General features: G+C 42.4%; 20 protein-coding genes, 1 pseudogene and 1 riboswitch. Of the genes and pseudogenes, 7 read left to right on the top strand and 14 right to left on the bottom strand.

Translation table 11 applies throughout. From position 1 onward, the window contains the following. Positions 1-9: 9 nt before the first annotated feature. The 10 genes from ACY8D0_RS11910 to ACY8D0_RS11865 form a co-directional block, all read right to left on the bottom strand. Positions 10-3,972, bottom strand: a complete 3,963-nt coding sequence (locus ACY8D0_RS11910) for an OmpL47-type beta-barrel domain-containing protein (protein WP_462410721.1) — start codon at positions 3,970-3,972, stop codon at positions 10-12. A 107-nt stretch (positions 3,973-4,079) separates the two neighbouring features. After that, positions 4,080-5,348 carry a flagellin N-terminal helical domain-containing protein gene (locus ACY8D0_RS11905; RefSeq protein ID WP_462410720.1) on the bottom strand — a complete coding sequence of 423 codons (1,269 nt, stop codon included), beginning with the start codon at positions 5,346-5,348 and terminating at the stop codon, positions 4,080-4,082. A 98-nt stretch (positions 5,349-5,446) separates the two neighbouring features. Beyond that, positions 5,447-5,929: a PilZ domain-containing protein gene (locus ACY8D0_RS11900; RefSeq protein WP_462410719.1), complete on the bottom strand. Its 483-nt coding sequence runs from the start codon at positions 5,927-5,929 to the stop codon at positions 5,447-5,449. Between the two features lie 78 nt (positions 5,930-6,007). Beyond that, a complete protein-coding gene (gene flgL, locus ACY8D0_RS11895; protein WP_462410718.1) occupies positions 6,008-6,886 on the bottom strand; it encodes a flagellar hook-associated protein FlgL in 879 nt (292 codons plus the stop codon). Positions 6,887-6,910: 24 nt separating this feature from the next. Beyond that, on the bottom strand, positions 6,911-8,377 hold the full coding sequence (gene flgK, locus ACY8D0_RS11890; RefSeq protein WP_462410717.1) for a flagellar hook-associated protein FlgK: 1,467 nt from the start codon (positions 8,375-8,377) through the stop codon (positions 6,911-6,913). Positions 8,378-8,388: 11 nt separating this feature from the next. Next, on the bottom strand, positions 8,389-8,865 hold the full coding sequence (locus ACY8D0_RS11885) for a flagellar protein FlgN (protein WP_462410716.1): 477 nt from the start codon (positions 8,863-8,865) through the stop codon (positions 8,389-8,391). Then, on the bottom strand, positions 8,858-9,124 hold the full coding sequence (flgM, locus tag ACY8D0_RS11880) for a flagellar biosynthesis anti-sigma factor FlgM (protein WP_462410715.1): 267 nt from the start codon (positions 9,122-9,124) through the stop codon (positions 8,858-8,860). Before flgM ends, ACY8D0_RS11885 begins: the two co-directional genes overlap by 8 nt. A 181-nt stretch (positions 9,125-9,305) precedes the next feature. Continuing rightward, positions 9,306-10,082: a flagellar hook-basal body protein gene (locus ACY8D0_RS11875; RefSeq protein ID WP_462410714.1), complete on the bottom strand. Its 777-nt coding sequence runs from the start codon at positions 10,080-10,082 to the stop codon at positions 9,306-9,308. Between the two features lie 5 nt (positions 10,083-10,087). Beyond that, positions 10,088-10,924 (bottom strand): flagellar hook-basal body protein, encoded by an 837-nt coding sequence (locus ACY8D0_RS11870; protein WP_462410713.1) that lies wholly within the window; start codon positions 10,922-10,924, stop codon positions 10,088-10,090. A gap of 15 nt (positions 10,925-10,939) precedes the next feature. Further along, positions 10,940-11,377 carry a YaaR family protein gene (locus ACY8D0_RS11865; RefSeq protein ID WP_462410712.1) on the bottom strand — a complete coding sequence of 146 codons (438 nt, stop codon included), beginning with the start codon at positions 11,375-11,377 and terminating at the stop codon, positions 10,940-10,942. A gap of 81 nt (positions 11,378-11,458) precedes the next feature. Here ACY8D0_RS11865 and motA point away from each other — a divergent pair, with 81 nt between their 5' ends. The 4 genes from motA to ACY8D0_RS11845 all read left to right on the top strand — a co-directional run bounded on the left by motA (position 11,459) and on the right by ACY8D0_RS11845 (position 13,623). Next, on the top strand, positions 11,459-12,259 hold the full coding sequence (gene motA / locus ACY8D0_RS11860; protein WP_462410711.1) for a flagellar motor stator protein MotA: 801 nt from the start codon (positions 11,459-11,461) through the stop codon (positions 12,257-12,259). After that, positions 12,256-12,978 (top strand): flagellar motor protein MotB, encoded by a 723-nt coding sequence (locus ACY8D0_RS11855; RefSeq protein WP_462410710.1) that lies wholly within the window; start codon positions 12,256-12,258, stop codon positions 12,976-12,978. Before motA ends, ACY8D0_RS11855 begins: the two co-directional genes overlap by 4 nt. 130 nt (positions 12,979-13,108) lie before the next feature. Further along, positions 13,109-13,192: riboswitch (cyclic di-GMP riboswitch) on the top strand. A 41-nt stretch (positions 13,193-13,233) separates the two neighbouring features. Continuing rightward, on the top strand, positions 13,234-13,353 hold the full coding sequence (locus ACY8D0_RS11850; RefSeq protein WP_462410709.1) for a DUF3789 domain-containing protein: 120 nt from the start codon (positions 13,234-13,236) through the stop codon (positions 13,351-13,353). Positions 13,354-13,485: 132 nt separating this feature from the next. Next, positions 13,486-13,623 (top strand): hypothetical protein, encoded by a 138-nt coding sequence (locus tag ACY8D0_RS11845; RefSeq protein WP_462410708.1) that lies wholly within the window; start codon positions 13,486-13,488, stop codon positions 13,621-13,623. A gap of 75 nt (positions 13,624-13,698) precedes the next feature. Here the strand turns inward: ACY8D0_RS11845 and ACY8D0_RS11840 are convergent, their stop codons facing one another. From ACY8D0_RS11840 to ACY8D0_RS11825, 4 genes and pseudogenes are all read right to left on the bottom strand, one after another. After that, the gene (locus ACY8D0_RS11840; RefSeq protein ID WP_462410707.1) at positions 13,699-14,142 is read right to left on the bottom strand and encodes an SgcJ/EcaC family oxidoreductase; all 444 of its coding nucleotides are present in this window, start codon (positions 14,140-14,142) and stop codon (positions 13,699-13,701) included. Between the two features lie 59 nt (positions 14,143-14,201). After that, positions 14,202-14,627: an SRPBCC family protein gene (locus ACY8D0_RS11835; RefSeq protein ID WP_462410706.1), complete on the bottom strand. Its 426-nt coding sequence runs from the start codon at positions 14,625-14,627 to the stop codon at positions 14,202-14,204. 214 nt (positions 14,628-14,841) lie between these two features. After that, positions 14,842-15,755: pseudogene (locus ACY8D0_RS11830) on the bottom strand (Nif3-like dinuclear metal center hexameric protein). A 356-nt stretch (positions 15,756-16,111) separates the two neighbouring features. Further along, positions 16,112-16,714: a TetR/AcrR family transcriptional regulator gene (locus tag ACY8D0_RS11825; RefSeq protein WP_462410705.1), complete on the bottom strand. Its 603-nt coding sequence runs from the start codon at positions 16,712-16,714 to the stop codon at positions 16,112-16,114. Positions 16,715-17,027: 313 nt separating this feature from the next. Between ACY8D0_RS11825 and ACY8D0_RS11820 the strand changes: the two genes are divergently transcribed. The 3 genes from ACY8D0_RS11820 (at position 17,028) to ACY8D0_RS11810 (ending at position 20,939) form a co-directional block, all read left to right on the top strand. Next, complete coding sequence (locus ACY8D0_RS11820) at positions 17,028-18,335, top strand: MFS transporter (protein WP_462410704.1); 1,308 nt, start codon at positions 17,028-17,030, stop codon at positions 18,333-18,335. 221 nt (positions 18,336-18,556) lie between these two features. Further along, positions 18,557-18,706, top strand: coding sequence for an aspartyl-phosphate phosphatase Spo0E family protein (locus tag ACY8D0_RS11815; protein ID WP_462410703.1), 150 nt, complete (start codon positions 18,557-18,559; stop codon positions 18,704-18,706). Between the two features lie 850 nt (positions 18,707-19,556). Then, positions 19,557-20,939, top strand: a complete 1,383-nt coding sequence (locus ACY8D0_RS11810) for a PTS transporter subunit EIIC (RefSeq protein WP_462410702.1) — start codon at positions 19,557-19,559, stop codon at positions 20,937-20,939. Positions 20,940-20,967: the final 28 nt, after the last annotated feature.

Genomic DNA, 20,967 nt, shown 5'->3' with positions numbered 1-20,967 from the left:
GCATGTTCGCTATTTTACATCAACTGTGGTTCTGGCTATCACCAAAACACCATTATCCAGGTAACCGCGCAATTCAAGTTCGGTTTCGCCTTTTTTCCAATCAAAATCTTCCCGCTCGAATTTGAACATTCCGAATTCCGCTTGCATTTGCAGACCAAAATTCTTAGAGGCTGCGGAAACGCCGTTTAATTTAACGGTAGGAACATTAAATGTCTGGAACAGATATTTGCAAGGCAAATCGACTTTTACGGTAAATACACCTTTGTTTCCTTTAATCACTTTTGGCAAGACTTCAAGGTCAGCTGCCACGTAGACAACAAATATTTTTTCCACCTGAGTTGTCCACCCTGCTGCATCAGTTGCTTTAACAAGGAGTTTGTACTCTCCTGGCTGGTCAAGATTGATTGGGTCACCTTTTTGATAGTTCTTCCCATTAAGAGTGACTTCTTCTGCCACAATCCCTGAAAGGTTATCCACAGCCGTGTAATCCACTGTGATGGTGGAGCCAAGAGCGACTTCCGTTTTCATCGGGACGGTAACAGTTGGTGCTGTTTTATCAATCTTCACTTCGACTGTTTTTGCTTCTTCTTTGTTGCCTGCGTCATCGACACTGTAGAAGGATACTTTGTTAATCCCTTCTTCACTTACTGTAAAACTTGTTCCTTCTGTGAATTCGGAACCGTTTATAGAATAATAGGTCTTCGCTGCACCGCTTAGATTGTCTGTTGGTGTTAATTCTACAGCTACATCCCCTTGATTCCACTGGTCTTTTACGTTGGATTCTGTGACAGGAGCCGTTTTGTCCATTTTCACATCAACCGTCTTCGGATCCTCTACGTTGCCTGCGTTATCCACGCTGTAGAAGGAGACTTTATTGACACCTTCATCTGTTACAGTGAAACTGGTACCTTCTGCGAATTCTGAGCCGTTCACAGAATAGTAGGTATGCGCTACTCCACTTAAATCATCCGCTGCCGTTAATTCTACTGTCACGTCCCCTTGATTCCATTGGTTGATCACATTGGATGTTGTTACTGGAGCGTTTTTATCAATCTTTACTTCAACTGTTTTTACTTCTTCTACGTTGCCGGCATGATCCACACTGTAGTAGGAGACTTTATTGACGCCTTGTTGGCTGACAGTGAATCTTGTACCTTCTACATATTCGGTACCGTTAACAGAATAGTAGGTGTGTGCTGCTCCGCTTAAGTCATCCGTTGCTGTTAATTTTACAAGAACTTCACTTTGATACCATTTGTCAGTAACATCAGAGACGGTCTCTGGTGCTGTTTTATCAATTTTCACTTCAACTGTCTGTGTTTCTTCAACATTGCCTGCATTATCTACACTATAGAAGGAGATTTTATTCACGCTTTCATCTGTAACCGTAAACAATGTTCCTTCGGCAAATTCTGAGCCGTTAATCGAATAGTAGGTGTGCGCTACTCCACTAAGGTCGTCAGTAGCCGTTAATTCTACTGCCACGTCGCCTTGATACCACTTGTCTTCTATATTCGCTACGGTTTCTGGAGCTGTTTTATCAATCTTGACTTCAACTGTTTTTTCGTCTTCAATATTTCCTGCTCGGTCTATACTGAAGAAGGTCACAGTATTCACTCCCGGATCACTGACTACAAAGCTTGAACCGGTTGTATATTCAGAACCGTTGATAGAGTAATAGGTTTTTTCGACTCCGCTAAAATCATCTGTCGCAGTTAGGTCAACTAGGAATGAATCGTTTAGCCACCCCTCAGGTACATTAGAGGTAGTTACTGGAGGTGCTTCGTCAACCTTCACTTCAGCTGTTTTTACTTCTTCTAGGTTGCCTGCGTTATCTACGCTGTAGAAATAAACGGTCTTGATTCCTGGTTCACTTACTACGAAGTTTGTGCCTTCAGCAAAGTTGATTCCATCTAAAGAATAATAAGTCTTCGCAACGCCACTTAAATCATCGTTTGCGGTTAGTTCTACTGCTGCTTCCCCTTGATACCACTTGTCTACTACATTTGATTCTGTTACTGGCGGGGTGGTATCCAATTGTTGGGCGTCCACATTGATGGTTGTGGAGCTGCTGGATTCTTTCCCTGTTACGGAAACAGGAACTATGACGTACGTATGTTCACCAGGCTCCAGGTCTTCTAACGTTAATTCCGAATCTGTCGTGTTATCGACAAGAAGCCGTTCCCCATTGACCTCTTCATATACATTATAAGAGTCCGCATCTTTTACTGGATCCCAGCTAAGGACTGCGTCGTTCCCTGTAACCGAAGCTTTTGGAGTGGTTGGCGCTTCTAAAATTGGCTCAATGCTGGCCGTGACTTGATTAGAAGGATCAGAGTCTCCATATTTACTGCGCCCGACGACATCATAGGTATATGCCCCATAAGGCATATTGTTAAAAACAATCCGGTTATTCGGTGTATTTTGCAGGAGCGTGCGCTGTCCATCTACTACTTGGTAAATATCGTAGGAGGTGGCATAATCGATTGCATCCCACCAGAGAGCTATTGACTTTGCTTCCTGATTAGCATATGCCTGTACATACGGCGGAAGTATTTCTGGATAAACAATATCCGCTTCTACACGCGAAGCCTCAGCTGATTCTCCAAAGCGGTCACTGTAGGAGGTAATTTCATATACATAATGACCTTCCGGTAAATTATTTATTGCTGTATATGTATTGTTGATATCAGCAACAAATTTCCGTTCCCCATCTACCACCTGGTACACTTTATAAGTTGTTGCGTATTCCGCCTTGTTCCATTTTAGATAGAGGGTATTGACATTTAAAACCGTCGCAGCAAATCCTGCAGGTTTCTGCATTTCAGGATAAACCACCTGCTGCTCCAGCCTTGCTGGGGCCGACTCACCAAATCGGTCACTGAATGCCGTTACTTCATAAATATAATTTCCTTCTTCCATGTTGGTAAAACTGAACTGCTGATAAGGAGTCTGCTTTAGCAGCACTCTTGACCCGTCAATGATTTGATAGACCTTGTAGTTCGTTGCATAATCCACCTTGCCCCAGCTTAAGGCTCCATCATTGCCGTTTGTGATTGAAAACTTCAAATTGCCTGGTGTCTGTAAATCTGGATGAATGACTTCAACATCAATTGCAGTTGCTTTCTGTGATTCTTTAAAAGTATAGCTGTAGGAGGTCACTTCATAATGATGGGCTCCCTCCGATACATTTGTTATCACAGCAGATAAATCAGTCGTAGAAGTAACAAGTGTTTTGTTATTATCAACTACTTCATAAACATTATATTTATTTGCATTGGTGGCACGGTCCCAACTTAATGTTACATCATTACCATTTGCTATAGAATATTTGAGATTAGCAGGGGCCTCCATTTGTGGATAAACGACATCCACTTCAATATGGGCCGCCTGCTCTGATTCTCCAAAGATACTATTATAGCTGGTAACTTCATATACATAATGTCCTTCAGACAAGGTTTTAAAAGGATAAGTGGTTTGTTCTGTTGTAGTAATTAATTTCCTGACTCCATCCACTACCTGATAGATTTTATAATAGTGAACATAGCTGGCACTTTCCCAGCTTAGAGTTACATCATAATAACGTTGTACTGATGCGTTTATATTTGTGGGTGCCTGCATTTCTGGATAAACGATGTCAATGGACACAGGTTGAGATAAGGGTGATTCCTGCCCATTTACAATCGAGGTGACTGCATAGGTATAGGTTCCTTCTTTTAGGGAGATATACGCCTTGTTAGTAGTAACCTGGGCCGCTTGTGTCTTTACATCCCCGTCCAAGCGGTACACTTTATATCCAGAACTGTATGGAACCGTATCCCATTCAATGACTGCACTGCCAGGATACCGTTCATAGATTTTCAGATTAGCAGGCGCCTGCAGCTCCGCCGCCAGAGCGCCAATCATCGGAAAGAACAGTTGTGCAATCAGCAAAACACTGACGATCAGTGGGAGTGTTTTGAGCTTCCTCAAAAAAAACCCCTCCTTTTTTAAAAAATATTTAAAAGGGCCGGAATAGCGAGATTCCGGCTTTATACAAAAAGATGAGAGAAAATAGTAAGCTTTCACTTTTCAATCTATTAACGAAGTAATTGAAGAACATTTTGTGGCTGCTGATTAGCCTGAGCAAGCATAGCCTGGGCTGCTTGAGAAAGAATATTATTCTTAGTGAATGTCATCATTTCTTTTGCCATATCAACATCACGAATACGGGATTCAGCTGATGTTAAGTTTTCAGCAGTAGTTCCTAAACTGTTATTGGTAAATTCTAGACGGTTTTGCACGGCTCCCATTTTAGAACGCTCTGCAGAAACTGTTTCAATCGCATTGTTAATGGAAGTAATCGCTGTATTGGCTGCATCTTGATTAGAAATGTCCGCTCCGCCTACTTTAAGTTCATCGCCATCTGTTAATGCTACTGTGGCTTTAAATACTGAGGTTCCACTATCACCCTTGAAATCAACGCCGTCTGTAGAACGTGCCACCACTTCCCCATGCGCATCCAAAAGGACATTATCCGTTGCGTTATAAGTATAGGAACCTGCTTCAAGTCCGCTGTTGGTAAACTGAGCTGTTGCTTTAACATCTGTACCGTCATAGCTTAATGTACCTGAAGTAACAGCTTGGCTAAATGTAAAGGAATCATCCCCAGTAGTTCCATCAAATGCTTTTGTAGTAAAGGTTAAGCCGTCAGAGCTATCCGCAACTACCTTTCCATTTTCATCTTTCACTTCATATGTTGATCCGTTTTTAGAAACATTGTAAGTTCCAGCCTTTAATGTATCTCCTGTTGTTGCCGAGCCAGCAGTATAGGTGCTTGTTTGTTCAATACCGACAGAACCTGCTACCCCTAAACTAAATGACTGGGCATCACCAATTTGGATGCTCATGTTTTGGTCTTGGTTGGCCCCAATATGGAATGTACCATCAAATGAACCATTTAACAGTTTCTTACCATTAAACTCAGTAGTGGAACCAATGCGGCTTACTTCTTCTGATAGAGTATTCATCTCTGCTTGAAGCTTTTCACGGTCAGAAGAAGTGTTGGTATCGTTGGCAGACTGAACAGCGAGCTCACGCATACGCTGAAGAATCGAGTGAGTTTCGTTCAAAGCACCCTCAGCCGTTTGAAGCAAAGAAACACCGTTTTGTGCGTTTTGTTGTGCTGTTTCCAATCCGCGGATTTGTCCACGCATTTTTTCAGAGATGGCAAGACCTGCTGCATCATCACTGGCGCGGTTGATCCGAAGACCTGATGACAACCTTTCCATGTTTTTTGCTGCATTGTTGGATGCGGCCGTTAACTGACGATGAGTGTTAAGAGCTGCAACATTAGTATTAATTCTCATTTTTGTATACCTCCTGTAATTGAGGAATTTTTTCCCTCTGTACTTCTATGTATCGACACCACTCCCCATGGTGTAGAGGGAAAAACGAGAAAAATAATTTATTTTATGGCCGTTTTTCTGCGACGATTTTCCAAAGCAACAATTTCTTTCAATAGACGTTCTTCATCTTTGTTGGATAGATTAAGAAGCTCGACTCCATAGAAGAAACTGCTCCGGTTTATCCTTTCGATTTTGCGGACAATCCGGCCATCCAGAGTAAACGCCTCTCCGTTCAGGTAGAAGTGCAACTTGACAAACACTTGTTGTTGCAATGGAAGGTCATAATAACTGACAAGGCCCACTCCGCCCACACTAATATCCTTTACTTCACATTCGTCAAACTCCTGCAGATTATTGGCACCTACCTGAAGAACCTCCATCACCGAATTTTGGAGGTTGACCCGAACCCTGAAATTATCCCGGCGGTTCACCGGTTTCGGCTCAGGTTTTGCCTCCGTCCGTTTTTCCGTTTTTTTAGCGTTCATTGCATATATAATAGAAATAACTAGAATAACTCCTGCCACCCCTGCTAAAATTACCATGCTTTCCCCTCATATCTTTTATAAATAAGACATCCCCACCTTCTTTCCAAGATGGGGACACCGCTGTGTTCTCTATGTTTATCGTAAAAAGTCCGCCAAGCTGAGCTGCAATATTTTACTGCCAGCCGTCATTGCCGCCTGCAGGGCTGTTTCCTGCTGGGTCAGTTGCGTATAGGCTTCCGCAATGTCGGTATCTTCCGTATCGGACAACATTTTTTGCTGCAGATACTGGGCCTGATCTAACTTGTTAGCCGCCAACTCAAGCAGGTTTTGATTCGTCCCGACAATTGTCCGCTGGGTGATCAAGTTATCCAGCTGCTGGTCAATCGAATTTAATAGCGAGCCCGGGTTCTCTCCGCCCTCTAAAGTTTGTGCTAGGCCATCCAATGTTTCAAACAAATTTTTCCCATCAGGGGAAAAACCAAACACCGAAACGGCATGAACCTTTCCATTCACACTCATGCCCTGGCCAATCGTCCACTCTTTTCCGCTAGGGTTGGTCTCTTGCAAAACACCATCCTGATATGGCTGCGTGTTCAAGTCCGTACCCGAAAACAAGTAGCCGCTGCCATAGGCGGTATTCGCGATATCTCCCACCTGCTGGATCAGGGAGCTAATCTCTACGGCGATATTTTTCCGGTCATTTTCGTTCACCGTATCACTGCTGGCCTCGACCGTCAGCTCGCGAACGCGCTGGAGCACATCGGTGACATTGCCAATCTCCCCATCCACCGCGGTGCTCCAATCAATGCCGTCCTGCGCGTTTTTTTGGTACTGCTCCACTTGACTCAGGGAGGAACGAAGCGTTAAACCCTTTAACGCCGCACCGGGCTGTTCCGATACTTTTTCAAACTTTTTCCCAGTGGAAATTTGTCCATTGATCTTCTCCATGGACGTATTGTTGCGCTGAAAATTTTGAATGAATTGCTGGCTGATCATTAGCTGCGTAATTCGCATCCTCATCCCCCTTTCCCGTCATAATTATTTCATTCCGTTAATCAACGTATCCAGCAAATCATTGACCGCCGACACATAACGGGCAGCGGCATTGTAGGCTTGCTGGTAACGGATCATGTTCGTCATTTCTTCGTCAATCGACACACCCGATACGGACTGTCTCTGATTATCCACCATGGTCACCATCATATCCGCATCGTTGCTGGACTGCTCTGCCGACTGAACCTCCGTTGCCAATTGGCCGATGACTGTTTGATAGAAGTCTCCAATTGTCGTGTTGGTATCGCCGATATTAAGTTTTCCCGTAAACAAATCACTCATTTTCAAGGCATTCGAACCATCGCCGAAATTATCCGATGTGGCCGCAGCCACTTTAGATGGGTTATCCAGCAGCTCCGGATTCACGATCATGCTCCCGGCATTTTTCGGCGGCTGGGTGTGATCGTCTTTATCGACAAAAAACTTTAGTTGATCCAGTGCGGCATTTGGATCCGTGCTCCGCGCCCGAATATCATCCAAATTTCTCGCTTCATCACTGGCATGAATCTCGTTTAAGCCCTCCGCTATGGTCGTCGCCAAAAGGTCGAGATTCGTCCGCAATTCAGGAATCCGTCCAACCGTTTTTCCATTGGTATCCGTATAACCATGGGTTTCAAGTAATCCCTGGATTTCACCGCCAGTTAACGAGACTAGCCTGTCGGATACGAGCAACCCGCCTTTATCCGGGTCGATGCTAACCTCGCTTGCATTATTCCCATTGACCAGCTTCTCGCCGCCAACCAAAACATTGACCCGGCCATTATCACCTTGCCTTACATCAATGTCCACCAGTTTCGAAAGATTATCAAGCAGCGAATCCCGGCGGTCATACAAATCATTCGGCTGTTGTCCGGAGCCTATACTTTTAGAGATTTGCAGATTAAGAGAAGCAATTTCACTGGCAGCAGAATTAATTTCAGCTTCCTTTGCCTGAAGCTGTTCCTCCATACTTTTTTCTGCATCGGCAATTCCTGAGTAAAGCTGATTTAAGTTGTCAGCCAAATCTTTTCCGTTCGCTGTAACGATCACTCTCGCCGATAAACTCTCTGGCTGTTTCGCCAGCTCCTGCAGCCCCTGCCAAAAATTATTGAGAGAGGTGCTTAAGCCCGTGCCGGAAAGTTCGTTGAACACATCCTCCAGTTGGGACAAGGAATCTGCCTTGGCTTCCAAAAACCCAGCCTGCTGCTGTTCATTGCGAAATTGGGAATCTAAATAGTTTTCACGAATCCTCCGAAACTCGGACACTTCCACACCCGTACCCATTTGCATCGGAATCGTGCCGTTATTGGGGCTCGGGGATGCGAGAGGAATGGATGACGAAAGCACTGACTCCTGCCGTGTGTACCCTTTCGTGTTGGCGTTGGCAATATTCTGTCCGGTCGTGCTGAGGGCTGTCTGTTGTGATAAAATCGCTCTTTTTCCGATTTCTAAACCATGGAAGGTAGAATACATTGTTTTCTCCCCTATGCCTTTAAGTCAAATAATAACGCATACTCTCGAGCATCCTGAGAAGCGGTTTCTGCGCCCGCATTATAAAGCCCGGTTTCCTGCCGTCGCGGCAGCATTTGCTCGATCATGAACTGAGTATAGGTTAGCGCCTGCTCAAGCAGCTGCTGATTCATCTGGTTGACTTTTTCGATTTCCTCAAACAAGCGCTGCAATAGCTCCAGTTTTGCCGTCCACTCTGCTTTTATCTCATCATCCTGCTGTTCTTCAATCAGTTTTGAAAGTGGAAAATATGAATAGTCATGCTCTAACACATCCATTCTCATCCGGTCCACTGCTTTGATTTTTTTGATGAGCTTGGATTCATCCGCCATCACGGCCAACAGCGGATTGATTTCTGCAGATATTAGAATTTCCTGTTTTTTCTTGGCGGTCTCGAGCAGAGTCATGTGCAGGTCGGTTAACATCCGCAAAACTTCGGTCAGGCTATTCATCGATTTTTGCACCCGACTTCCAGACTGACAACAATTTTTCGGCCAGCTTTTCACTGTCGACTTTGTACGTGCCATTGGCAATTTGTGCTTTCAGTTGCTCAATTTTGGCCTCTTTGTCTTTTTGGATTTGCAGCTTGGCTTCGCTTGATAATTCCACTTTATCGGTTTGTGCCTCTTTCTTTTCCTCCGTCCGAGGCTGTTGATTCTTTTGATATGCCTGATAAGCCGCATCAATTCGGTTGATTGGATTGATTTTCATTACGCCCGCTCCTTTAAACTCTTTCCTTACCTGATGTATCGGCACTTGATGGTTTGTTGTTTAGGGAATTTTTCTTTGAAATTGTTAAAGTTTTTCCAAAGAACCCACATTCGACTCCCGATTGGGTCTATGGCTATTAAAAAAGACGGCAGCACTGTAAAAATGCCGCCGCCTTTCATCGTTACGATCTCATAATGCCATTGGCGATCCCCATCATTTGGTCCGCATAGCTTAGTGCTCGGGCATTTGCTTGGTAGCCCCTTTGCGTCTTAACCATATCAGTCATCTCTTGATTTAGGTCGACATTGGACGATTCTAAATATCCTTGCCTGATTTGAACATCCGAGCCCGCCCCTGTAACCGCTCCACCAGATAACCGGTAAACGCCGCCGTCCTCTTTAAGCAATTGGGGATTGGTAAAATTGACTACGCCAATTCTTTGGTTAGTCCCTTCAATCGTTCCGTCAGCCGCCACAACAAACTTCTGGTCGTTGCTCCATTCAATCGGATTGCCGTTTTGGTCTAACAACACATCACCATGGGCATTAACGAGCTGGAAGCGTCCGGCTCCGATCGGGGTCTGCTGAAACGCTCCGCTTCTCGTGTATAAAACTTCCGTTCCCGAGTCAGTCGATCGGCGCACCTGAAAATACCCGCTGCCTTCAATCATGAAATCAAACGGCTGATCAGTCTGCTTCGGTGCACCCTGGGTCCACTCAATCGGTGTAGCCGCAATCCGGGAACCAAACGTGGTCCGGATTCCAAGCGGCGACTTCCGTCCAACCTCCTCTTGTGTATCCGCCTGATTTTGAATCGAAACCGTCAAGTTTTCGGAAAAGGTGGCTTCCCGTCGTTTAAAGCCCTCAGTGTCCACATTCGCGATATTATTCGCGATCGTGTCCAGCTTGCCCTGATAGGCCCGGACTCCAGATGAGGCAATCAATAAAGATGTATTCATACCCGTTATACCCTTCCAATCGTGTTTAGTTGTTCAAGCGTTGTGTCATAAGCCTGGAGGACTTTTTGATTGGCCTCATACAGGCGGATATTGCCCATCATGTCGGTGATTGTTTGCGACAGGTCGACATTCGACTGCTCAATCATTTTATGTTGCAGCTGCAATCCAGCTGGGAGGGTTTGCTCCAGCATCACCGCCGTGGCACCCTCCAGTTCATATAATCCATTATCTTTTTTGACTAATTGATTGGGATTGTCTACCACCATGATGCCGAGCGAACCAACAATCCGTGCACTCGCAGTGTCTCCCGGATGCACAATAATTTCACCATCCGTTCCGATGGAGATATCACCACCGGAAATTTCTGCATCCGCTATCGGCTGGCCGTCCTTTCCCAATACCAAATCTCCAGCGGCTGTCACCAGTTGGCCATTTTCATTGACCGAAAACCGGCCATTGCGGGTTAATTGTATTCCCCCATCCGCTGTTTGTACCGCAAAAAAAGCAGCCGGCTGGACAGTCTGGCCGTTTTCCAGATTTGGTGCAAGTGCTTGGTCGTTGATCGCCACATCAAACGGCAGGTTCGTGCTTACCAAACTTCCCTGCGAAAATAAGGGCAAGTTCTCCTGGTTATAGACCCCCATGGATAAAGTCCCAATTTTGGGTGCCATCCCTGTATTTTGATTGATGCGCGACAGCAGCATTTCCGGAAATGACCGCAATGGGCTGCTGTCCTGTTTAAAACCGGGCGTTTCCGCGTTTGCTAGATTATTCGTCAACGCATTTTGTCTTCTTTGCAGCGCAATCATGCCGGATGCGGCCGTATCAATCCCTCTCAGCATATTCTCAGTCCTCCCTTATGTATATAAATTGACCAACAATCCCTTTACTTCGCCGATGGTCTTTAACAGCTCCACCGATGAGGTTTGTTTTTCCATGACCTGTTCCGAAATTTTAATCAACTGCTGGTCAACTTGTTTAATAATTTTCAGCTTCTTATCTCGTCCATTGGATTGAAAATGCCGATACTCTTCTAAGGAATAACCGTTCTGCACGACCTCTTTTAAAAAATCCTGGATGCTTTGTTTATAGTCAAGCAAATCCTTAACGGATTGGGAGGCAGCAAGGCGGCTTCCGTTTTGGTCCAGCTGTTTCAGAAGCGTCTGCAGGCGTTCCCCGGTGAAATCGTGCTGTGTTTCATGAAAAACTTGCTGGAAAGCAAGGGAATCCTTTCCCTTTTCCCGGACAGATACAAAGCGTTCCTGGCTGACTCCATGGGTCTGTTGGATCTTCATTCGAGGCACCCCTTTCGCAAAGTACACGGAGCAATTGCTTTTGATAAAACTACACTAAAGAATAAACCAAAGGAGAAAATTATGTCTAGTATTTTTGGAATTTTATTAGCACTGCTCGTCATCGGAGTCGGAATGATTTTAAAAGGCGCGCCGCTCACGGCTTTGAACAACCCTGCGGCATTTTTGATTATTTTTGGCGGTACCGTTGCCGCCTTGTTGATTGCGTTTCCGTTTCGCGAAATCAAGAATTTCCCGAAGTTGCTGAAAATTGCCCTGTTTGAACCGAAGCTCCCTTCGAAAGCAGAACAGGTAAAGATTTTAATCGAATGCGCGGAAGTTGCCAAACGGGAAGGATTTTTGGCACTGGAGGAAATGGCCGAATCCGCAGATGACCCTTTTTTCAAGAAAGGATTAGAAATGATTATTGACGGGTATGAAACTGAATTTATCGAGGAAGTGTTAATGGAGGAGATAGAAGCGATTAGTCAGCGCCACAAGACAGGTGCGCTGATTTTTTCACAAGCAGCCACTTATGCTCCGTCACTTGGGGTGCTTGGTGCCGTCGTCGGTTTGATTGCCGCTCTCGGTTCGTTATCGCAAATTGAAAAAATCGGCCATTCCATCGCCGCTGCCTTCATCGCCACCCTGCTCGGGATTTTTTCCGGATATGTGCTGTGGAACCCGCTAGCCAACAAGTTAAAGCGGCTGTCCAAACAGGAGCAGGAATTAAAGCTTTTAATGGTTGAGGGGCTATTGTCGATTTATCAAGGAGTGCTCCCAAGCGCTTTAGAGAAAAAACTGTCTGTCCATATTCCACCCTCCGAACGAAAGGCCTTAGAAAAACAACAACCTGGGGAGGACTTGGAGGAGAGCATGGCATGAAAAGACGGCAGCGGGTGTTTGACAACGAACACGAAGAACATACGGACGAGTCCTGGCTGATCCCCTATGCGGATTTGCTTACATTACTGCTGGCGTTATTTATTGTGCTGTATGCGGCCAGCACGATTGACAAAGAGAAATATCAATCCATCATGGAATCGTTCCAGTCGGAACTGACGGGAACCCAAATTGAGGAGAAAAAAGCCGGACTGTCTCCTACACTCCCTAAAGCGGATGCCGAACAGGAAGAGACCGGAGAAAACAATGACAAAGAACTCAATGTGTTAAAGCAGCAGTTGGAAAGTTACATCAACGCCAACAATCTGCAAAGCTCGGTTACGCTTCAGGAAACAGAAAAAGGAATCGAGGTGTCCCTAAAAGAAGTGGTGTTGTTTGATTCCGGACGGGCGGAATTGAAGGAGCGTTCGTATCAGACTCTAAACGGAATTGTCGGCCTGATCAATACGGTGCCTAATCCAATCAATATTGAAGGGCATACGGATAATGTGCCGGCCCACAATACGAGTTATGCTTCCAACTGGGAGCTTTCCGCGGCGCGTGCCGCAAGCGTGCTTCACTATTTTGAGACCCAGCAGGTAGCCCCAAGCCGGATGCAGTTTTCCGGATATGGTGAATTTAAGCCCCTTTATCCCAATGACTCAGACGAGCATCGCCAGGCCAACCGCCGGGTGACCATCGTAATTCTGCGCGGCAGCTGATGATGGCTGCCGCAATTTTACTTGTGTAGGAATTATTTTTTAAAAAGTTGTTATTTGAACCCTAAACTTTTTGGAGAAGGATGCCGATATAAAAAATAACAGGTAAATACTGTTAATCACATTCATAACTCGTACGAAAGGGCAAAATGACCGAAAGGTGATGGCGCAAAACTACAGGGGCTAAGGCGCAACGCTATGCTAGCCAGTTACCGAATATGAACCTTCCTGCGATTTATGTAAAACGGAGGGAACACAATGTTTGCTTTTGCTGCAGGTTTAGTGACGGGGTCCTTTTTCATGCTAGTAATTATGAGTCTAATGACAGCTGCCAAAGAGGCAGACCGCCATATCGAATTATCTGTAACGAAAGAATAGTGACATAGACCCTAACACAATCCTCCGTTTAGGGTCTATTCATTTTTTTATAACGGCTGTGTAAAAAAGCGCATTGGGGCGGAAAAAAGCAAGCAAGCCTAACACAGCCTCATCATAAAGGAGTAATGTTTTATGTCAAAAAGTTTATGGACCACACCGGAAGAATATGTCCGGAGGAAACGGTTAAAAAAGAAGGCAGCCTATGTGTTTATACTGCTTGGCACCGCAGTCCTTAGTACACTATTGACCTTGCTGACAAACCAATATTGAGAAAAACAGGGGAAGTGAATAGCACTTCCCCCTTTGCTTCCCTAGACCGATAAAAGTAAAAAGCTCACTTCCGTTTTATGACAACAACTCCCTCAATTCATTTGTCATTTGCTCCACCAACTCGGGTCTTCCATGAAATTGTGCCGGTGTATTTTGAAACAGTTGAATACGCCATACTCCATCCATCTTTACCAATACCAAAGTTTGATGCGCATTTACATTGGGATTGAGATCCGTTTGCTGAGGGGGCACCATACCAGCAATGGCCCTCAAAATAGCAATATCAGGACTAAGAAACTGGATATGCTTCACTTTGCTGATATATCGGGCAGTTAAATGATGCTCAAAAATGGGCGCTACATGCGCAAAAATTTCCTGATTGCCAATAACTTGGCTTCCATCAAACCCAATCATCTCTCCATCCTTAGCGAATAACTTGGCCATATCACGTGCATTCCGATGATTCCAAGCATCTAAAAGCTCAGTATATACTGTTTTTACTATGTCTATTTTTTCCATATAGATTTTCTCCTCATCCGTATTTAATTTCTATTAAGAAAAAGGATGCATCCAATAGATTATCCTTCGATATAGTGAGGAAGCTTTTCTTTGACGATTTTCTCCCAGCCGCCGTCCATCACTCCACGAATGACTGTGTGCGGTTGCCCAAATTCCGTGGTTTTTTCTGCATCCCATCCAGAATGAATCAAGGTAAACTCCGTGGCCGCCTCATCTACCTTTTTCAATTCAAATTCAAGATGCCAGTCTTTTCCCCAGTTGAAACCAATCTTATTTGGAGGGTCAAGCTCGGTAATTTTACAAGGAGAATCCCCGAATGGCCCTGCTTGAAGAACGAACTCATGGCCCATGAGCGGTTCAAGGGTACTAGGCATCCACCAAGCAGCTATGCCTTCTGATGTTGAAACGGCCTTCCATACCTTTTCAATCGGTGCTTTCAGTACCATCGTTTTGCGGATTTCCGGTAGTGTTTCATTTATTTCCATTCCTTAATACCTCCAAATCTATATAACACCTTTTAATGTCACTAGTTATAATAACACCTTTTAGTGTTATGTCAAATAGTTTCCCTTTTTCAACGAACTCACATGCAATCAATCCATCATATCATTTGCAAAAATGGCTTAATAAACACAACAGGGCAGCATAATGACTAGAAGCCCAAATCAAAAGATCTAACTCTCATTTCACAGCTTACCTTTATAACCACCATTTTTCCTGTGGGATTAAAACTGTTTCAATAGGAAAGTTTTTCTCGAACCATTCCTTCATTAATGTCCTATGAACAAGATATTCCGATGCGGAATGGGAAACGCCGATTAAAGACATCGAAGTATTCGAAGCGTAGTCCATCATTTGTTTGTATTTTTTTTACCATATTCATTATCAATATGACAATGGATTTCGCCCGTAATGTAAGCTTGAACACCATTCTCTTCCGCTTCTTTCATCCAATCCACTACATCACCACATCCAGCAACAATCGCAACCCTTTGAATATCTGCCAATTTTTGACCTTCAAAATCAACATAAGGAATTTCAAAGATTTTCTCTAAAGTGGAAATCAGCTTGTCAGAGTTTGTTTTTTCGATATTAGCATATAGGACATATTCATTTTTTGCCTGCAATGATGCATCAACAAGGATTTCGGCATTTAGCCTTTTGGCCATGGCTATATTTGTGCCCAATTGTTTATGACAATCCAATGGGATGTGGCAAGTATAAACGGACAGGTTTTTCTCTTTCATTTGTTGAATGTATTTTTCTTTAATTGGCACAAAACCTTGTCCCCATTCCCCTTTTGGGTCCCCACACTCCATCAATAAGGGATGGTGCATAAAAAGGAAGTCACCGCTTTTGCTTTCTTCTATAAACCGTTTCAATACTTGGTCTGTAGGGAACACAGCTAGAAAAATTTTCTCTACATTTGTATCCCCTTTTAACATGAGGCCATTAAATAATTCCACAAAGTCTTTTTCAAAGGCTGCTTTCCAATCAAAATTTAAAGGTTCATAAACTCTTGGTATGAATCGACTGAAAGATGCATCCTTTCCATATGATTTTATATCAAGTTCATCATCTAACTTAGACACTATTTCCTTGAGCTCAACCATAAAATAACTCCCCCAGATGGTTTTTAAGTTTTTTATTTTTTAATATAATTTTTCACTTAATGATAGAAAAATCTTAACATAAATTCTCCTTTTCCTTATATAAAATCACTTCTGTTGTTTTAAACTTGATTATTCTATAACACAGAAAAACGCATTAGAATTCGTCTTAGAATCCTAATGCGTTTTTACTTGTAATTAGGTTGGTAATTTGTACATATAAAGTGAACTCGTTACACTTATCACACGTGTTACCATTCACCAAGGGTGTTTGCATCCATTTTATATGCTAGTTTTGAGAGAATGGTCATTCATCAAGGGGAAAAACTCTAACCTTGCATTTTGAGGTTTAGTGTTTTTTATTTTGTGAGGATTCCGTTTAGGATGGTTTGGATAAACTTTTTCCCTTCTTTAACAAGATCCAACTCGTCGCCAAACAATGCCCAATCATACAGCGTGCCTCTCATGCAGCGAGTAATTAACATGGTAATCTCTTGGGCTGATAAATTTTTCTTAAACTCTCCGGTTTCTTGCCCATTATGAACAAATGTATGGACAATCCTAAAAAGATGGCGGTCAGTATTCGAAAGGAATTTGGGTTGATTTGGAACTAAAGCACTCATATAAAGAGTTCTGATTAAATCCATGCCCATACAATCTCTTAAATATATCAATTGGGATTCGGTGAAAAGGAGTATTTTTTCATAATTACTTGTCTCTTCTGGCAATGTGTTAATATACTCGGCAAAAAACTCATCCATTTCTTTAAATTTTTCGAGGAGCACCTCATATTTGGAATTGAAGTGTACATAAAAAGCTCCTTTTGATGTACGGCTAGTCTTGACTATTTCATCAACTGAAACACAGTCGAATCCTTTTCTACCAAAGAGCTCCAGAGCTGTATCTATAATTCGCTGTTTAGTTTGCATGGCTTTCTGTTGTCTTTTGGTAGGTCGTGACATTTGCAAGCTCCGTTTCTCCGCAAATTGTAAGTGCTTTCACTGTTATTTTACTAATCTTTTAATTAAGAAACAATTCAAAACTATAATACGGTAATTATATTTATAATTTTAATTAAATTTAGAATATTTTAATAAAGAATATTGACTGTAAGTTTCTTGTTCATTAGAATTAATTACAGACTACGGTCTGTGAAATTATCTAACAAAGGGGTAAGCGTTTTAGGGGGACAAGATCGTTTGAGTTTGGACAAACCTGTAGAGTACTTTCCAAACCTACTGATTGAATGAGTTGAATACTGAAAGGGGTTACGTTATGAATAAAGCACGTGTTTTATTTGCAAGTGTTTCTGGTTCTGTTATTGAATGGTATGATTTCTATTTGTATGGTACAGCTACTGGACTAGTTTTTTCACAGCTCTTTTTTCCAAGCACAAATCCTGCTATTTCACTTCTACTCGCATTTGCGACGTTTGGAGTGGGCTATGCCGCTAGACCTATTGGCAGCTTAATCTTTGGTCATTATGGCGACCGATTAGGCAGAAAAGCAAGCTTGATGTTAACCCTGCTTGGGATGGGCGGTAGTTCGCTGCTCATCGGTGTCCTTCCGACATATGGACAAGTTGGTATACTTGCTCCTATTCTATTAGTTCTGCTTCGACTCCTGCAGGGGATTGCCCTTGGTGGTGAGTGGGGAGGAGCTGTTTTATTGGCTACAGAATATGCACCAAAAGGTCTTCGCGGACTCTATGGTTCCATCCCTCAACTTGGTGTACCTTTAGGGTTAGTCTTAGGAACGTTTAGTTTTACTTTTATTAGCTCCCTAACAACCGATGCTCAATTTTTAGCATGGGGATGGCGGGCTCCTTTCCTATTTAGCGCTGTGCTGATCGTATTGGCATTTTGGATTCGCAGTGGGATTGATGAGACACCAGCATTTAAGCAGCAAAAAAATAGTGGGGATCTTACGAAGGTCCCAGTAGTAGAAACCTTTCGTCATTATTGGAAAAATGTGTTTCACTTGATTGGTATGAAACTGGGTGATGGTTTTTTTAATGTCTTTACCATGTCATTTATTCTTGTCTATGCAACCACTCATCTCGGTTATTCAAGAGAAATTGCTTTAACCGCTGTTACCATCGGCTGTGCAACCATGATTGTTTCTATTCCACTGGTCGGCTATCTTTCGGATTTTGTTGGCAGAAAGATTATCTATATTAGTTCGTTAGTTCTGTTTCTCATCCTGGCAATACCTTACTTTACGATTATTCCTAAGGGAACGGTTCCTTTCTATATCATGCAAGTAATTGTTCTAGGTATTGTCTGGGGGGCTATCTTCTCAACGCAAGGAACCATCTTTTCAGAGCTGTTCCCAGCTAAAGTCCGTTATACAGGCTTATCATTCGGCTATCAAGTTTCAGCAGCTGTTGCGGGTTTTGGACCAATGATGTGGACCACGATGTTAGAAAAGTATGGGGCTTCCCCTTATGTGTTTGGAGGATTCATGATGACAGGGGTGGCCTTTTCTCTCATTCTTTCCTTCTTTATCCCAGATACCAGAAAAATATCTAGATATGATGATAGTGTTGTACCACTGAAGGATAACAAATCCATATCCGTTTAAAAGAAAAAACGCTAGACGAATTTCGTTTAGCGTTTTTTTACATTTAATAATTTCTAAATACCAATTAAAATCTAGAACTTTAGTAGCAAATTTTGTCAATCTATTGTCAAAACTGAGGAATCAGCTGAAAAATGTTAAAAATATGTAAAAAAATGCTTGCATTGAATACGCTTTCACTTGTTAAAATAAATCCAGTGTTGTAAAAAAAGGGGAATTATATAATGAGTGCAGAAGAGTTAATTAATAGAATTGAAACAGTAAGAAACAAGATGATCAATACGGGGATGAGCAAAGGATTCACCTCGCCGGAAACGATTAAACTTAGCCATCTGCTGGACGAATTAATCTTTTTGAAAATGAGTCATAGCTAATAAAGTCTTGGTCTATCCACCAATACATCTAATAGCCACCTTTGTATTTTTTTACTTTACTTTCTATATAAAATAGATTAGAAAATGTTATCAATAACTAAATTTTACAGACCTTTGGGTAAGATGTCAGAAGGTGATCTCTTCCAATAGATATGGAACGATCACCTTTTCCTCTATTCCTCTTTAGAACATCCTTGAACAACTCTTAAATCCCCCTCACCATTGCTGCTGTAAGGAGTTCCTTCATTTACTACTACATCGGCATAATCAATAATATATTGACTGACTTCCGCAGCAGTCCGCCCAAAATCTTGGGATTGAGAAAATTACTAGGGTAACTAGGTTCATGGATCATTACCTCATCCACCAGTTCAATAAATGGTATGATAATTTTTTATCAAGATTATTTGTTTGAAAATTCCAAAAACTCAATTGACAGTAAAAATAAGATTGGATAATATAAAATTACTATCGTAATAATAAATTATTATGGAGTTTACTAATTTCTCGATTTAATATAAAAAACTCTTAACTCTTAATTTATTGACTATAAGGAGTCTTATAGAATGAACCAAAAGAGTGAGTAGAACAATCTTTTGTTCACTATATAAAAATACTATAGTCGCGATAAATACAAACATGAATAGGCGGGTGGCAAATAAACTTACTTCAGGCAAAAATAGTCTATAAACGATTATTGGAGCAAGTATGAGGAACCTTCAAAATACAGAAATCAACTTAGACAATATTTTGCATACATTAGAAAAACTTTTACACCCCCCATTTAATAGGAGCAAAAAATTTCTGAAACAACAGAATAGCTTTCACTAAAAGTTGGAGAGTGACTAATATGTATGAGGAATTGGTAAAAAGTACTTTAAAAAATGTTGGCGGATCAGAAAATATAATTGAGGCCACTCACTGTATGACACGTTTAAGACTCCAAATTGCCGATGAAAGTAAAGTTCAAAAAACGGCTTTAGAAAAAATCAAAGGTGTACTAGGAGTTGTAAAAAAAGGGAACCAAATACAGATTGTAATTGGCCCAGATGTTTCAAATGTTTACAAGGAGTTTGTAAAAACAGCCGGAATTGGTGATAATCACAGAAACAAACAAGAATTAAATAAATCCAAAGATGGTGTATTCACTAGAATACTAAATACCATTGCCGGCATCTTCAATCCTATCGTGCCCGCATTGGCCGGAGCCGGACTCATTAAAGCTATTTTAGCCATGTTAGTTGCTGTTAAACTTCTTTCAGGAGATAGTCCAACTTATACGGTATTAACTACCATAAGCGATGGTGTATTTACCTATCTTCCATTTCTATTAGCTTTTTCATGTGCCAGGATTTTTGGGATGAATTCGTATGTAGCTCTCGGTATTGCTGGTGCTATGCTGCATCCTACTTTTTCCAGCATGATTGCTGAGGGAGTCTCAAAAATTGATTTTTTACATATTCCGATGAGCTTGATTAAATACAACGGCAGTGTCTTACCTATTGTTCTGACGATATGGTTTGCTTCTTATGTGGAAAAACTATTAGACAAAGGAACACCAAAAGCTTTAAAGATCATTGTCGTGCCAGCTTTTACGATATTAATAGCAGCACCTGTCGCCTTGTTATTAATCGGACCGCTTGGACAAGTTCTAGGGAATTATATTGCTGGTGGAGTGAGTGTGTTATTTGAAAAAGGCGGCATCTTTGCAGGACTAATATATGGTGCGATTTATTCCACAATGGTTGTAACAGGGTTACATCACGGTATGGTCCCTGTGTTAGTGGATAGTTTATCCCGTTCTGGATTTAACTACATTAGCCCGGCATCTGGAAGCGCGAATATGGCCGAAGCAGGCGCATCATTTGGTGTGTGGTTAAAATCTAAAAATAAAAATACTAAGACAGTCGCAGCCAGCGCCACCATTTCAGCACTATCCGGTGTAACAGAGCCTGCCATTTATGGAGTTAATTTAAGATTAAAACGGCCCTTTTTTTGCGCAGCATTTGGAGGAATGGTTGGCGGAAGTATTGCCGGTTTCTTGAAGGCTAAAGCTTATGCAATGGGAGGACCATCCTTTTTAACCTTACCAATGTTCATCGGGGATCCCGGAAATGTATTTTATGTAGCTCTCGCCTTTTCTGTAGCTTTTATTGTAGCTGCCATAGCCACCTATATTGTTGGATTTAAAGATGATCCAGCAGAAGAGGCAGCACTTGAAAAAGCGAGTTAATCGAGTATCGCAGCAACTGGAAGTCAAT

This window comes from Neobacillus camarae (assembly GCF_054950115.1).
This window is presented reverse-complemented; position numbering and strand designations above follow the sequence as displayed.